13 protein-coding genes and 1 tRNA gene are annotated in these 16,462 nt (G+C 34.1%); 11 read left to right on the top strand and 3 right to left on the bottom strand.

What is annotated here, in order from left to right; genetic code table 11:
- Positions 1-7: 7 nt before the first annotated feature.
- From ABD963_RS07925 to ABD963_RS07900, 6 genes are all read left to right on the top strand, one after another.
- Complete coding sequence (locus ABD963_RS07925; RefSeq protein ID WP_345276412.1) at positions 8-1,744, top strand: RagB/SusD family nutrient uptake outer membrane protein; 1,737 nt, start codon at positions 8-10, stop codon at positions 1,742-1,744.
- Positions 1,745-1,764: 20 nt separating this feature from the next.
- Positions 1,765-2,910, top strand: a complete 1,146-nt coding sequence (locus ABD963_RS07920) for a glycerophosphodiester phosphodiesterase family protein (RefSeq protein WP_345276411.1) — start codon at positions 1,765-1,767, stop codon at positions 2,908-2,910.
- A gap of 3 nt (positions 2,911-2,913) precedes the next feature.
- A complete protein-coding gene (locus ABD963_RS07915) occupies positions 2,914-4,374 on the top strand; it encodes an outer membrane protein assembly factor BamB family protein (protein ID WP_345276410.1) in 1,461 nt (486 codons plus the stop codon).
- Positions 4,375-4,460: 86 nt separating this feature from the next.
- Positions 4,461-5,939, top strand: coding sequence for an outer membrane protein assembly factor BamB family protein (locus ABD963_RS07910; RefSeq protein WP_345276409.1), 1,479 nt, complete (start codon positions 4,461-4,463; stop codon positions 5,937-5,939).
- 99 nt (positions 5,940-6,038) lie between these two features.
- Positions 6,039-6,983, top strand: coding sequence for a glycerophosphodiester phosphodiesterase family protein (locus tag ABD963_RS07905; RefSeq protein WP_345276408.1), 945 nt, complete (start codon positions 6,039-6,041; stop codon positions 6,981-6,983).
- A 96-nt stretch (positions 6,984-7,079) separates the two neighbouring features.
- Complete coding sequence (locus ABD963_RS07900; RefSeq protein ID WP_345276407.1) at positions 7,080-8,384, top strand: MFS transporter; 1,305 nt, start codon at positions 7,080-7,082, stop codon at positions 8,382-8,384.
- Between the two features lie 279 nt (positions 8,385-8,663).
- Here the strand turns inward: ABD963_RS07900 and ABD963_RS07895 are convergent.
- A tRNA-Ser gene (locus tag ABD963_RS07895) sits at positions 8,664-8,748 on the bottom strand.
- 186 nt (positions 8,749-8,934) lie between these two features.
- Between ABD963_RS07895 and ABD963_RS07890 the strand changes: the two genes are divergently transcribed.
- The 3 genes from ABD963_RS07890 (at position 8,935) to ABD963_RS07880 (ending at position 12,440) form a co-directional block, all read left to right on the top strand.
- Complete coding sequence (locus ABD963_RS07890; protein WP_345276406.1) at positions 8,935-9,564, top strand: NAD(P)H-dependent oxidoreductase; 630 nt, start codon at positions 8,935-8,937, stop codon at positions 9,562-9,564.
- Positions 9,565-9,574: 10 nt separating this feature from the next.
- Entirely contained in the window at positions 9,575-10,768 is a 1,194-nt protein-coding gene (locus ABD963_RS07885; RefSeq protein ID WP_345276405.1) for a DegT/DnrJ/EryC1/StrS family aminotransferase, read from the top strand.
- Between the two features lie 85 nt (positions 10,769-10,853).
- Entirely contained in the window at positions 10,854-12,440 is a 1,587-nt protein-coding gene (locus tag ABD963_RS07880) for a glycoside hydrolase family 16 protein (protein ID WP_345276404.1), read from the top strand.
- A 13-nt stretch (positions 12,441-12,453) separates the two neighbouring features.
- On the opposite strand, the gene ABD963_RS07875 is transcribed toward ABD963_RS07880, so the two are convergent.
- Both ABD963_RS07875 and ABD963_RS07870 read right to left on the bottom strand, forming a co-directional pair.
- Positions 12,454-13,950, bottom strand: a complete 1,497-nt coding sequence (locus ABD963_RS07875; protein WP_345276403.1) for a sensor histidine kinase — start codon at positions 13,948-13,950, stop codon at positions 12,454-12,456.
- 6 nt (positions 13,951-13,956) lie between these two features.
- Complete coding sequence (locus ABD963_RS07870) at positions 13,957-14,697, bottom strand: LytR/AlgR family response regulator transcription factor (RefSeq protein WP_345276402.1); 741 nt, start codon at positions 14,695-14,697, stop codon at positions 13,957-13,959.
- 269 nt (positions 14,698-14,966) lie between these two features.
- Here ABD963_RS07870 and ABD963_RS07865 point away from each other — a divergent pair, with 269 nt between their 5' ends.
- Complete coding sequence (locus ABD963_RS07865; protein ID WP_345276401.1) at positions 14,967-15,929, top strand: hypothetical protein; 963 nt, start codon at positions 14,967-14,969, stop codon at positions 15,927-15,929.
- Positions 15,930-15,935: 6 nt separating this feature from the next.
- Entirely contained in the window at positions 15,936-16,460 is a 525-nt protein-coding gene (locus tag ABD963_RS07860) for a hypothetical protein (protein ID WP_345276400.1), read from the top strand.
- Positions 16,461-16,462 lie beyond the last annotated feature (2 nt).

Here is a 16,462-nt window from a genome sequence, read left to right as displayed (position 1 = left end):
AATAGAAATGAAAAAAATAACAATTATTTTAATATTAGCAGTTTTGTTTTCTGGGTGTAATGATGATTTTTTAGATAGAACACCACTATCAGAAATATCGCCAGAGAACTCTTTTAATACTGCGGCAGATCTTGAACTTTATACTAATAGTTTTTATAATGACTTACCTGGCGTAAGTGGTATTATAGAACAAGATAACTTGAGCGATAATGTATTGTTTAATGGTGTGCCAAGAGAGCAAACTGGAGACCGACTTATTCCGGCCGAGGCAGGAAGTAGCGGTTGGAGTTGGGGAGATTTGAGAAAGATAAATATTTTCTTTGAAAATTATGAGCGTTGTACAGATGAAGTAGCTAAAAAAGAGTATAGTGGAGTTGCTTATTTCTTCAGAGCATTATTTTATTTCAATAAATTAAAACGATTTGGTGATGTGCCTTGGTATGATACCGTCATAGGAACAGGTGATACAGATCTTCTTTTAAAACCTCGTGATTCAAGAGTGTTTATTACTCAGAAAATTATTGAGGATTTAGATAGGGCTATCCAAAATTTGAATACTAATCAATCTTCTGATAGAGTCAATAGATGGACAGCATTAGCATTAAAATCCAGAGTTTGCCTGTTTGAAGGTACTTTTAGAAAGTATCATGGTGGGCAAGGAGCAGATAAGTTACTTAATTTAGCGCAGTTGGCAGCTAAAAGAGTTATGGATGAGAGCCCGTATAGTATTTTTTCAACTGGAAATACAAACACAGATTACAGAGATTTATTTGCATCAAATGATGCTATCGAGAATGAAATCATGCTTACAAGAAGGTATAGTTTAGACTTAGATGTTATTAATAGTATTAACTATTATTTTACCTCACCAACCCAAAGTGATGTTGGGCTTACTAAATCTATAGTAGATACATATTTATTGGATAGCGGTTTGCCTTTTACCTCTCAAAGTGGTTATGAAACGTTTAATTTTCTACAAGAATCTCAAAATCGCGACCCAAGAATGGCTCAAACCATTCGTACACCCGGACACACTAGAATAGGTGGAAGCGCTTCTGTGTTGCCTGATTTTTCAGCATCAATAAGTGGCTACCAGATAGCAAAATATGTGAGTGATATATCTCAGGATGGCTTTCAGGCAGGATACCAGGATATTCCAATATTTCGATATGCAGAAGTATTGTTAAATTTTGCTGAAGCAAAAGCAGAATTAGGAACAATTACTCAAGCAGATTTAGATGCTTCCATTGGTTTATTAAGGTCTCGTGTTGGTATGCCTGGTTTAAATTTGGCTAATGCCAATGCAAATCCAGATCCAGTACTACTATCACGTTATTCTAATGTTTCAGGAACAAATACAGGAGTTATCTTGGAAGTAAGAAGAGAACGTCGAGTGGAATTGGTTCTTGAGGGGTTTAGATACGATGATTTAATGCGTTGGAAAAATGGGAAATTATTAGAGGAATATTTTACAGGTATGTATTTCTCAGGATTAGGTGCTTTCGATTTAGATGGTAATAATTCTTTAGATGTAGAACTATTTACGGGTTCATCGTCAACTGCCGCACCTCAAAAAGTGGAAATAGGAGGAGTAATTACACTTTCTAATGGAACAAATGGGAATTTAGTGCCATTTGTAGCTAGAATTAAAAAATTCGATGAATCAAAGGATTATCTATATCCTATTCCGTTGGGCGATATTCAACTAAATCCAAATTTAATTCAAAACCCAAATTGGGATTAAATAAATTGAGTAGTTAAATCATGAACTTTATTTCGTCTTTTTACAAGCTAAAAGTAATTGCTGTTATTTCGGTGGTAATAGTGGCGTCATGTTCGAAAGATGATGTTGTTAAAACTGGTTACACCCAAAATCTAGTAGCTGCTTTTAGTATTTCAGATGAAAAGCATTTGGTTGACTCAACTATTCAATTTTATAATGAATCAATAGGTCCAGAAAATAGAACATCATTTGAGTGGGATTTTGGGGATGGTAATTCTTCAACATTAAAAAGTCCAACACATTCCTATAGTGAGGTAGATAATTTCATTGTTAAATTAACGATAAAAAATGGTTCTTTAGAACATGAAACCTCTAAAGAGATTTCTATATCATTAAGCAATGACATACCAAATAGAAGCTCTTTAAAAAGTAGATTGGATGCCCTTAATGGTAAAATTATAGTCTGTGCACATCGTGCTAATTATTCAGGTGCTCCAGAAAATTCTCTAAAGTCGATTTCAGATGCTATTATTAATGGTATAGGTATGGTGGAATTGGATATTCGACAAACCAAAGATGGTGAATTGATTTTGATGCACGATGCTACTATTGATAGAACCACCAATGGTTCAGGTAATGTAAGTGATTTTTTATTGGAAGAATTGAAGCAATTCAATTTATACAAAGATAATGGAACGTTGACCAACGAGAAAATTCCAACCTTAAAGGAAGTATTAAAATTAGCAAGAGGTAAAATATACATTGATTTAGATATTGATAAAAAAGCTTCTTTTAGTAAAGTATATTCTTTGGTGGATCAATATGGTATGTTAAAACAAGTGTTGTTTTACTCATCAGAATTTAATGTTATTAAAGACATGATTAATTTGAATAATAAGAATGTTTTATTCATGCCAATTGCAAGAAACCAAAATGATTTTAATCAATATTCAAGTTTCGATATTGATGTCATACAATTTAATGTTGATGATGCTTCTGTACTGCAGCAAATCAAGAATAAAGGATGGTACATTTTTAGAAATGCCTATGTAAATACAAATACAACCCCACTAACAGATAATTACGCTCAGTTAAATGAAGTAATAAGTGTTGGTGGTAGCGTAGTTCAAACAGATAACTCAATAGAAGTAAAAACTAAATTACAATCACAAAATTTAAACGATTAAAAAATGAAAAAAAATAAAAAATTATTAATGTATGGGATGTTCCTGTTTCTTTTAGGAATTATCTCTTGTAATGATGACGATTCAGTTATCGATACGAAACCAGTAGCAGCTTTTAGTGTAAACGAAACTGATGTAGTAGAGGGAGATGCTTCTGTTTTTACAGATTTGTCTTTTGACCAAAATGGTAGTATTGCTTCATGGAATTGGGATTTTGGAGATGGCACAACATCAACCGAACAATCACCAGTCCATACTTATGCCATTGGCGAATATACAGTTGTTTTGACAGTAACAGATAATTCGGGAAATATAAATGCTAATGAATTCTCTAAAACGATAAAAGTTGTAGAGCCTTCAACAGCAACTACGGAGCCAGGAAAATTATGGGTATTTAATTTACCCGGGAAATTTGAAAGTGCCTCTCCTGCAGTTGGTGATGATGGCACCGTCTATATTGCTTGTAGCGCCAAAAATGGTCCGGATAATATGTTTGCTATAAACCCAGGTGGTTCTCTTAAATGGAGCTATGCTGCTGGGGATATAAATAGAAGCACCGTATCTATTGATGCTAATGGTAATGTGTATTTTGGTTCATATGATGATAATTTATATTCTTTTACTCCTGATGGCACACTACGATTCCAATTTGATACTGGAAGTAACCCACGGTATAATGGAGCGGTTTTTGCCCAAGATGGAACAATTTATATAAGTTCACAATCAGATAGATTATTTGCACTAAACCCCAATGGAACTGAAAAATGGAGTTTTTTATCTGGAGGTGATATAAATGCGACACCAGCTATTGGGGCAGATGGAACAATTTATATAGGTAGTACTGATGATTTTTTCTATGCCATTAATCCAGATGGTACGGAAAAATGGAAATCTGAATATGGTAGTTGGACGGCTTGTGCAACTGCAATAGGTGAGGATGGTACGGTTTATTTTTCCGGAGAGGGAAATAATTTAGACCCCACTTCAGGAGGTGTTTTAATCGCCTATAATCCTAATGATGGTTCTGAAAAATGGCGCGTAGGAAGAAGTAATAAAATATCAAGAGGAGGCCCTGTAATTTCAACAGATGGCACGCTTTATTCTGCTGGTGAGGATGGTAAACTTATTGCTTACAATACGAGTGATGGCACCATTAAATGGAGTTATGATTTATTAGGATCTTCCCTAGTGACACCTGCAATTGATAATGATGGTAATATTTATGTCGGTGATGAATCTGGCTTTTTTCATGTTATTGATCCTGATGGGAATAAAAAATGGAAAGAAATACAATTAGGTTCAAGAGTTTGGTCATCAGCAGCTATTGGATCGGATGGAACTATATATGTGGCAGCTGATCAAGCTGACGGAACTGGCAAATTATATGCTTTAAGAACAAATGCGACAGGTTTAGCTTCTGGTGGCTGGCCTATGCGTTCGAAGGACGCGAAGCATACAGGTAGATAATAATTTAATAATCACTTAATTAATTATAAATCGGACGGTTCACAAAATGAGCCGTCCTAACAACTAACATTTTAAACTTAAACATTATGAAAAAATTTTACACAGTATTCGGATTATTATTATCCATGGCCTCCTACGGGCAATTGGTTGAAAGCTGGTCTTATACCTTACCAGATAAAGTAGCATATTCTGGTCCTGCCATTGCAGATGACGGTACTATTTATATAGCTTGTGATTACGCAATACGAAATACGCTTACATATGAAACTTCACCTGAAAATGTTTTTGCTATAAACCCAAATAATACTTTAAAATGGCAAGGGCATGTAAACGAAGGTGCTTTGCAAGATAAAGTAGATCAAATTATTTCCAGTCCTTCAATAAATGCCGACGGATCAGTTTACATAAGTGGACATTTTGGAAGACGAGTACACAGATTTAATGCTTCTACAGGGGATACTTTACGTACATTTTATATGAACTCAAGAGTACGCTATTCAGCCCCCGCTTTTGCAACCAACGGTGAGGTTTATATTCTTACCCGTAACAACAATGATAGAGGTCTACGTAATTATTCTCTTGATTTAATAACAGAAAATTGGATTTTCGGTATAGGTACAGATTTTAATAGTGTTCCAGCTATTGGGTCCGATGGAACTATTTATGCCATAGCTACCAATGATAATATTTATGCGATTAATCCAGATGGTACTCAAAAATGGTTTGCAACTTATGGCTCAGGCGGGTATGCTAGTTCAGCTATAGCACTTGCAAATGATGGGACCATTTATGCTTCTGCCAAATTAAATGCAGCGGGAGATGGTGTTTTAAAGGCATATAACCCAGCAGATGGAACCGAAAAGTGGTCCGTAACTTTTACGGGTGAAAATGCCGAAAAGGGAGGTCCTGCTGTAGCTGCTGATGGCACGTTGTATTTGGGTAATGCAGGAGGGAAAATGCAAGCGTTTAATCCTGTTAATGGAGCAATATTATGGACTTATACTGCATCAGCTCCAATTGAAGTTGTACCAGCTATTGATAATTTAGGTAGAATTTATTTTGGAGATACGAGTGGTATGTTTTATGTACTTAATTCCAATGGTACAGAAGCTTACACTCCTCTAAGTTTAGGTGCTAAAATTACATCTCCTGCTGCAATACACTCAGATGGTACAATATATGTAGGAGTTGAAACAGTTTCTGGTGGTAAATTAAGTGCTTTAACTACATCAGCAACAGGTTTACAAGTTGGAGGTTGGCCTATGTATGGTAAAAACGCAAAGCATACGTCAAATGTTAATGCTATCACTTTATCAACTTCTAAAGAATCTATTAACGGATTCTCTGTATATCCTAATCCAGTAAATAATGGAGAGTTTTATGTATCAACAGCATCAAATGGAGTAAAATCTATTCAAATTTTTGATATGCTAGGGAAAAAAGTGTATTCAAAAAGTATTGAAGTAAATGAAAAAATTGGAATTTCAAATTTGAGAGCTGGAGTATATATTTTGAAGGTCGTAGAAGATGATAAGTTAGCAACAACAAAATTGGTCATAAAGTAACAAGTTCTAAAGTATTGGGATGAAACAAATACAGCCAAGATTAAATAAGGCTGTGTTTGTTTTATTTTAAATATTAGTTTATCAATCTATTTTTAAATTATGAGATTATTAAGTTCGTTAATCATCGTTTTATTATTCGTTTTTATAGGTTGTAAAAACGATTGCCCCTGTGATTCAGTTGAATCCAACAACACGAAAAAAATAATAAAACCTAATATTGAGGATAAAATTGCAAACCTAGAAGATTCTGGGAATAATCAGGTTATTGTGGTTGCACACCGTGGAGATTGGCGTCATGCACCAGAAAATTCTCTTCAAGCCATCCAAAATTGTATTGACATGGGCATTGATATGGTTGAAATAGATATACGCGAAACTAAAGATGGTCAATTGGTTTTAATGCACGATAAAACTATAGATAGAACGACAAATGGAGAAGGACTGATAAATGAATGGACTTTAGATTCACTCAAAACCTTACGTTTAGTTGATGGTTTAGGAGTTGCAACTCAACATAAAATACCTACTTTAAAAGAAGCCTTGGAAGTATCAAAAGATAAGATTTTAGTCAATTTGGATAAAAGCTATGAGATTTTTGATAAATGTTATGAGATTATTCTAGAAACTGGTACACAAAATCAAGTCATAATAAAAGGTTCAAAACAATTATCTGAAGTTAAAAAAGAATTTGGGAACTATTTAAATAAGGTTCATTTCATGCCCATAATAAGTTTACCGGATAAGGATGCTAAAACAACTGTTGAAGCGTATTTGTCTTCAAATGAAATACCTATTGCGTTTGAGTTTACTGTTGCCAATGACACCATTACATTTATCAATGAGTTTAAGGAAATTAGAGAAAGAGGCGCCAGTATATGGGTGAACGCACTTTGGCCACAACATAATGCTGGTCATGACGATGAAAAAGCAGTCCAAGATCTATCTGTTTATGATTGGTTTATTGAAAATAATATTGATATAATTCAAACTGATAGACCACAATTATTATTAAGTTATTTAAGGAGTAAAAAGCTTCATGATTAATAGCACGTTAATTATTTAGTTTAGTTGAAGATGAAATGGCGCAGTATATTGCTGCGCTTTTTCTAATTAAAAAAGTTTATATATACTTTCAAAACCATGATATACTATTTTAAAAAGTCACATCCTAAAGTAATTACCTTACAAGATGAACAGCAAAAAACGTTTTATAAAAAACTAAAATGGCAAGTGTTCATTTCCGCTACTTTAGGCTACGGTTTATATTATGTATGCCGCTTAAGTTTGAATGTAGTTAAAAAACCGATAGTAGACGCAGGAATATTAACAGAGTCAGAATTAGGTGTAATTGGTTCAGCATTATTTTTTTCTTACGCTATTGGGAAGCTTACTAATGGTTTTTTGGCAGATCACAGCAACATAAAACGCTTTATGGCGACTGGATTGTTAATATCAGCTTTGGCAAATCTAATTATGGGTTTCACAGGAACGTTCTTCTTTTTTGCTGTTTGTTGGGGAATAAATGGGTGGGTACAATCCATGGGAGCTCCTTCTTGTATTGTATCACTTTCAAGGTGGTACACAGATAAGGAAAGAGGAAGTTTTTATGGATTTTGGAGTACAAGTCATAATATAGGAGAAGCCTTAACCTATGTCTTGACTGCTGTAGTGGTGTCTTATTTTGGATGGGAATGGGGTTTTAGAGCAGCGGCGATTGTTGGGTTATTAGGAGCATTGATGATTTCCTTGTTTTTTCATGATTCACCAGAAAGCAAAGGTTTGCCTCCAGTAAATGAAGATTTCAAAAAAGAACAAGTATCTACATGGGATGAACAAAAAGGAGTACTAAAAAACCCTTATGTATGGATTTTAGCATTTGCCAGTGCCTTTATGTACATATCCAGATATGCAGTGAACAGTTGGGGTCCATATTATTTTGAAGCCGCTAAAGGCTATTCTTTAACCGAAGCAAATACTTTGGTCGCTATCAGTGCGGTTTGTGGCATTTTAGGAACAGCGTCTTCAGGATTTGTTTCTGACAAATTTTTTAAAGGACGTAGAAATGCACCAGCATTAATATTTGGACTAATGAATGTTTTTGCCTTATCTCTTTTTTTACTTCTTCCAGAAAAAATATGGTGGTTAGATGCTTTAAGTATGGTAATTTTTGGACTTGGCATAGGAGCACTTATATGCTATCTAGGAGGTTTAATGGCAGTAGATATAGCATCTAAAAAGGCTTCAGGAGCTGCTTTGGGTATTGTTGGTGTCATGAGTTATGCAGCAGCTGGCATACAAGATATAGCTAGTGGTTATCTAATTGAAAATAACAAGTCAGTTGTCAACGGAGAAGCAATTTATAATTTTGATACCATTTCTATTTTTTGGATTGGAGCTGCTTGTGTATCGGTTTTACTGGCATTATTAACATGGAAAAAAACGTAGTAATGAAAAAACGGTTTTAGTTACAGGCGGATGTGGTTATATAGGATCGCATACCATGTTTTTTATATCTTTATTTAGACTAAATGCGGACAATATTAAAAATAAATAACCTTAACGAAAGAAGATAAATATTCTTTCTTATTAAAAAGCTTAACTTATTACGCTAAATTAATGAAATTAAAAATTATATTTTTCAAATAAAGCTGGGATAATGTGAGGATATTTATAAAACAGAAAACCCTAACTAATTGATTAACAATTGTTAAGGTTTTTATTATGCGGAGAAAGAGGGATTCGAACCCCCGGAGGTGTGACCCTCAACAGTTTTCAAGACTGCCGCATTCGACCACTCTGCCATTTCTCCAAGAGTGCCTCATCAAGGTATCCCCTTGAATGCGGGTGCAAATATAGAATCCTTTTTTAATTCTTTCAAATAAAACACCAATTTTTTGAGAATATTTTTTAAAAGAAATATTAGATTCAATTAATTTAATATTGTGGTAAAAAAACACATTTCAAACCTTATTTTTGTAAAAAATTTAATAATTGTATGAATACCATCGAAAAATTAAAGTGGCGCTATGCTACTAAAAAATTTGACAAGACTAAAAGGCTTTCTGAAACACAGTTAAATACTCTAAAAGAAGCATTCAACTTAACAGCTACATCTTTTGGGTTACAAACGATCACTTTGGTTGTCATTACCGATGAGGAGTTACGAACAGCTTTAGTTCCACATTCATATCATCAAAAGCAAGTTCTAGAAGCTTCACATTTGTTGGTAATTTGTATAAAAGACGATATCACAAGTTCAGATGTGATAGATTATTATGATAATATTAAAAACATACGAAATACATCTGAACTTATTCTTAAGCCGTATAGAGATAGCTTAATTAGTACTATGGATACTATGACCATAGAAGAACGTCAGAATTGGTCTAAAAATCAGGCATACATTGCCCTTGGAAATTTAATGACTGTTTGCGCTATTGAAAATATTGATGCTTGCCCAATGGAAGGATTTGTTCCGTATAAGTATGACGAAATACTTCAACTAAAACAAAAAGGATTAAAATCAGTTTTGTTGTTACCTGTTGGTTACAGAGCAGAAGATGATATGTTCGCTGAACTGAAAAAAGTAAGGAAACCAATTTCAGAATCGGTTATTGAATTATAAGAAATAGATTATGCCAGGATTTGAATTGTTTGGCGATGCCGAAAGAAAAGAAGTAAACGATGTATTACATACTGGGGTGCTCATGCGCTACGGTTTTGATGGTATGCGAAACGGCAATTGGAAAGCCAAAGAATTAGAACTAGAACTTCAAAATTCCTTTAAAGCTGAATATGTGCAACTCGTTTCTAGCGGAACAGCAGCCGTGTCTGTAGCCTTGGCATCAGCTGGTGTTGGAGCAGGCGATGAGGTCATCATGCCAACATTTACTTTTGTGGCTAGTTTTGAAGCTATTATGATGTTAGGAGCCATACCTGTTTTGGTAGACATTGATGACACGTTAACTTTAAGCCCTGAGGCCGTCGAAAAAGCCATAACCCCTAAAACAAAAGCCATTATGGTGGTGCAAATGTGTGGTAGTATGGGTAGAATGAGCGATTTGCTAAACATATCGAGAAGACATAATTTACTTTTAATAGAAGATGCATGTCAAGCTATTGGAGGCACTTACAAGGGAAAGCCACTTGGAAGCGTTGGAGATTTGGGATGCTTTTCATTCGATTTTGTAAAAACCATAACCTGTGGAGAGGGAGGTGCGGTAATAACCAATAACAAAGCATATTATACAAATGCGGACCATTACAGCGACCATGGACATGACCATGTTGGGAACGATAGAGGCGCAGAATCACATCCATTTTTGGGGTATAATTTCCGTATATCAGAATTACATGCTGCCGTTGGTTTAGCACAAGTAAAGCGTTTAAATGAGTTCTTGGCTATTCAGAAGAAAAACTATACCATTTTAAGGGATGCCTTATCAAAAATTCCAGAAGTTACTTTCAGAACCGTTCCTGAAGGCGGTGAGGAGAGCTATGCTTTTTTAAATTTCTTTTTACCAGATTTAGAAATAGCGCGGAAAGTATCACAAAAATTTAAGGACCATGGAATAGATGCTTGTTTTCACTACTATGATAATAATTGGCATTACATAAGGAAATGGGAGCATTTAAAAGATTTAAAATCACTTTTCCCTATTTCCGATGAAGTTAGAAAAGGAATGGAATATCTTCAAACTAAAGAATATCCTCAATCTGACCACTTTATTGGCAGAAATATATCTAGCTTAATTAAACTCTCCTGGACCGAAGAAACCGTTAGGAATAGAGCAGAAAAAATGGTAGGCATTATTCAAGAATCGCTATAGTATTTTAGTTGTATGGTTTTTGTTTGGGTTCGAAAAATCAATATGTCAATTAAGTTCACTAATTTGTTACAAAAATCACTTTTGCATGAAAAATAATTACTTATCAATCCTTATTGCCTTTTTCGGTTTAATGTGCTATGCACAACAATTGCCCATTGATTTTTCCAGTTCTTCAGATAATTTTAGAGTTTTTTCTAGAAGTTCGTTTTCATTTAGCACAGACCCAACTGATGCTAATAATCCTGTTGGACAATTTATAAATGATGGTTCTGTTGAATATCAAGGTTTTTATATAGATTTAGTGCAACCCATCGATTTAGCATATCGAAACACATTGACTTTATCGTTTTATTCTTCGGATGCTAATGCTCATAATGTTATTTTAAAATTAGAACAGGGTACAAATCCTACAGTTGAAGTGCAACAAGACCTACCAAGTTCTTCAGGGAATAATTGGGTGTCGTTAACATTTGATTTTGGTGCAAATGCTGGAGTTGGAAGTGGAACTTATAATCGGTTAACTGCTTTTATTGATGGGGGTCTTTTGGTATCGGGTACTTATTTAATTGATGATATAGATTACGGGGCAACCTGGACTGAGCCCAACGCAATAGACGTTGTTTACACAGATTTGGTTTGGGAAGATAATTTCGATTCAGGCTCCACTCCAGTAGCTATAAATTCTACCAATTGGTTTCACCAAACATATGCACCTCGTGTTAATAATGATCTTGGAGGTTACACTTGGTTTAATGATGAGTTGCAACATTATACAGATAGGATGGATAACTCATATTTACAGAATGGCGAATTAAATATTATATTAAAACGAGAAGATTATACGCCATCCGCTCAACCGGGAGCAGCTTCACTGCAATTTACATCAGCAAGATTAAATTCAAAATTTTCTTTCACCTATGGTAGGGTAGATGTGAGAGCTAAGTTACCAGCACGTGCAACCTCATGGCCAGCAATATGGACTTTAGGGACGAATATAGCAGAGGTTGGTGGGTATTGGTATCAGTCTGGTGTTACAAATACCCCGTGGCCTGCTTGTGGCGAAATTGATATCATGGAACATGGTCTTCACGCTGATAATACAACCTCCAGTGCTATTCACGTACCTGGAAGATTTGGTGGTAATCCATTTACTAAAACTTTTGGATTGACGGATGTTGTGAACGATTATCACCTTTATTCTGTAAATTGGTCACCAAATAAAATTGTTTTTCTTGTAGATGATACTCCTTATTACTCGGTTACTAAAACACAAATGGAATCAAATGGTGGTTCATGGGTGTTTGATTTAGATCAGTATTTATTATTGAATGTGGCCGTTGGTGGTTTTGCTGGTACCCCAGATTTAAATGATTTTAATGACAGCTCTATGGTTATAGATTATGTAAGGGTGTATCAAAATACCACTTTAACCGTTGAGGACATATCTGAAACCAACTTCAAAATATATCCAAATCCAGCAAGAATACAACTTTTTATAAAATCGAATGTTGAAATTAGCGCGGTTGCACTATACGACATTTTTGGTAAACAGGTTATAAAAGAGTCGGGTGATGTAAAAACTTTAAATGTAGAAGGATTAAATTCAGGAATATACTTGCTTAATATTTATGCTGATAATGCAAAAATTGTTAAGAAAGTTGTTATCGATTAAACCGATTGTAACTTTACTGCAGAGGAATTAATATTGAAACTTTGGTGCCTGCGGGTTTATCTTGTTCGTACAAATCGGTAATAACTATTTTGCTTTTGCTTTTATAATTATCACTAAAATGTTTCAAACGTTCTTTAGAGAGTTTAATACCAACAGAACGTTTTTTTAATAATTTTTTCTGTTTAATTCTTGTTGATCTTTCCCGTCCAATACCATTGTCCAAAATATCAATTCTAACTTGGGAACTGCCTTTTTTTTGAACACTTAAAGTTAGTTTTCGGTTATCATTTTTTAACGAAAGCCCATGCCATATCGCATTTTCAATAAACGGTTGGGTTATTAATGAAGGTAATTTAATGGTTGATACATTAAGTGTTTCGTCTATTACGAGATCAAAGCCTATGGTATTGTTAAACCTAATATTCTCAATATTTACATAAAGCTTTATGGTTTCGATTTCCTCGGCTAGAGTACTTTCTTTTTCCATGGATGATGCTAATATTTTCCTTACCAATTTAGAAAACTTATTAAGATAGAACACGGCATTTTCCTTTTCATTATCAATGATGTAACGTTTTATTGAGTTTAAGGCGTTGAATATGAAATGCGGATTCATTTGACTGCGTAGTGCCGAAACCTTTAATTCTGCAAACTGTTTATCGTAAAGCGTTTGTTTGTTTTTAAGGCGATCTATTTCAGCTTGTTTATTAAGTCGGTCAACCTCAATTTCCAATTGTTCCTGTATCTTTTGTTTAAGGGTGGAATTTTCCTTTAACTGCTCGATTAGTTTATTTTTAGATGTATTTCTGTCGTTTAAAATCAGTTTTTGTTTATGGCCTAAACCTAAAGCAAACAGCACATTTTCGAGTATAAAACCAATGTAGAGAATACTATAAGAAGGTTCTATGGATAATCCCTTGCTTTGCAGGTTTAAATACTTTAAAAGTGAAATAATTGAGGATAGCATTAGAATAAAAGAACCAACTATAATATAATATTTAAGTGGACTTTTAATTTTAAAAAATGGAATATACATCACCAACGCATAAACTATCATGGGGATAGTAAAAATAAAATAGCCTTTTAATAATATACTATAATCTTGGCTTATCGCATATACTACCAAAACAATTAGGCAAAAGCTTATAATTGCAATTAAAGTGTATATATTATATCTGTGCCATTTTGGTAATTCAGTTTTTAAATTTAAAAACTGAAATGCGAACAAGGCATAAAAAACAAAGTATATTTCAGTAGCCACCATGGGGTAATTTATCATCCATGGGCAATATGAAAACAACTGATAAAGAAAGCCTTCCTGAAGATGGTGCAATTGCGAAAAGATGATGAAAAATGAATAACAACTGTAATACAAGTATACTTTATCTTTATGTTGAAAATAGAGTAAAAAATGAAAGACAGAGAGAATAAAAAGAATACCTATGGTAAAATATATGAAGCCATTTGAGAATGAATAATTAAAAAAATAGGATGTTAAATCTTGGTCCAAAAGTATTTAACTGTTTAAAAATTCCAAAAGTTCATTTTTTTTTGCTCGCGATACCGGTATGTTAGTACCGTCTCTCAAAATAAGATAATTGCCTTCGTTTTTTACAAACTCGCGAATGTAATTAACATTAACTAGATACGAATTGTGTACCCTAAAAAACGACCGGTTCATTTGCGCTTCAACTTCTTTTAGTTTTTTAGATAGTATTTCTTTTTGGTTGTTTTCTAAGAATATCTCGGTGTAATTACCGTCAGATTTACAATAGATGATTTCTTCCAAATTTACATATATGGTTTTACCAACCAGCGGTATCGCTAATCGCTTGGGCTGTTTAGGGAGTGTGAGATTCTCTATTAGCTTTTTAACTTCGGTACCCAATTCATTTTCTTGTTGGTTTTTTCTAACTCGTGAAATGGTTTCCAATAAATCTTCTGAGTCTATGGGTTTTAAAAGGTAATCAATGGCATGTTCTTTAAAAGCTTTTATGGCATAATTGTCGTAGGCAGTCGTTATAATTAAATCAAAATCTCTGAAATCAAGTTGATTAAGCAATTGAAAACCATCCATTTCTGGCATTTCTATATCTAAAAAAACACAATCTGGTTTTAAGTAATTAATGGCAGAAATAGCTTCTCTTGGGTTGGTAAATGTATCACACACATCTATATAATCACAAAAATTTTCAATTTCCCATTTTAAATTTTTAATGGCATTAAGTTCGTCATCTATAATTATGGCTTTTATCATTGATAATTTTTTTTTAAAAATAAAAAACAGTACTCATATGAAACTCATGATATATACAAATGGGGCAATCTAATACATCAACGGTAATTTAATATTGATAGTTTGATAAAGCAAAATAGAATTCCTTTTCAATTACAATTTACAATTTAATCTGTACAATCTATAAATTATTTCACCTGCTTTATAAATCAATAATCCTGATTTCAAACTTGTTAATTTACCTTTAATCAATACAATAAGCCAAAATTTATCCAATTAATCCAAACGAAATGAAACTAAAAAGTCTTCTAATACCAGTGCTATCTTTAAGTATTATTTCAACAGCCGAAGCCCAATTACTAAAAAAACTGAAACAAAAAGCAGAGCAAGCTGCAGAGCGCACCATCTTAAACAAAACTGATGAAATCGTTGCTCAAAAAACAGAGAAAACTATTGATGATGTTGTAGATGGTGATGATGGTGATTCCAATGAATCTGTTTCTAGTAAAGATTCTGAAACCTCTAAATCGAACGCCAAATTCGCTAATCCTGCTTTAGAGAACAATACGGCAGCCAAACGTGCTTGGTACACTACCGATGTAAGAGTGACCTCATACGATAAAGAAAAACAATCGGATATGGTGTGCTATTTTGATGCTGACGCCATTGCCATGCGTTCCCATTTTAAAGACCAAAACACAGGAAAACCTAAAACCTCTTATACAGATAGTGATGGCTACTTTATATCTTTTAATGAAAGTGAAAATCAATATACCAAAACCGCTCTTTTAGCAATGCCTGGTATGAGCATGATGGCACCCAGTATGATGGCTAGTGCTTATAAACTGCCAACCGGTGCCGTTTTTGGGGCATTCGAAGAAATGGATAAACAAGGACTGGCGGTTTACCCGTTTATGCACGTCGATTTTCCCTTTGTGTTGAAGCCCGAACACTTTAGAGACGAGATGAACTCAAGTGCTTACAGAGAATCCAAACAGTCCTGTAGAGGCAGTTTAGGCTGTACTAAGTTTAGTGTTTTAGAGGCAGGTTATGAAGGCAGTTACACCCTTTTCGACAATCAAAACCGCTTGGTTGAAATCAATATTTATATCAAAGACGACCCCTTTTTTGGTTCTGGAAAAGGAAAAATTGAATACTTCTACGAAGATGTGGAAGTAAAAGTTCCTGCCGCTGTTGAAAAGAAAATGCCTGGACAAGATTTATTTAAAAAAGGATTGGATCCTAAAAACTAGTTATTTATGAAAACTTTAGTATACATGCTATGCATTATAAGCTTACAGGCTTGCAAAAATAAAAATAGCCAAATGGCTGAAGCAATCTCAACTAATGCAACTATTGAAAAATCCAATGCAGCCGTTACACTTACCATGGAAGGCGAGACCTTTACCATGCAGCAACAAGATTTAAATCCACAACCGCCTTTAAATTTTGATGGTGATAACATACAATTCAATTTTTACACCAATGAAAGCATCGTTTCCATTGATTTCAATTTAACCAATACAGAAATTATAAAAAAAGGAAAAGCGAGTTATACCATACCTGATGCCAATTTAGAAAGTGTCAAGGTAGACCTCAGCTTCTTTAACAAAAACCGTGATGCCAGTCGTATTAACAAACGCGTTGTTTTCAAAAAGGGTGAAATAACCATCGAAAAATGTACCAAAACCGAACTAAAAATGAGTTTTAAGGGCGAAGGTTCGGGCATGACCGAACGAAACTTATCTTTTCCTATTTCAGGTTCTATTAACGCTAAATTTTAAGA

It is taken from the genome of Litoribaculum gwangyangense (assembly GCF_039543505.1).
Lineage (GTDB): Bacteria > Bacteroidota > Bacteroidia > Flavobacteriales > Flavobacteriaceae > Litoribaculum > Litoribaculum gwangyangense.
Note: the sequence above shows the minus strand (reverse complement) of the source record. Positions and strands in the feature narration are given on the sequence as shown.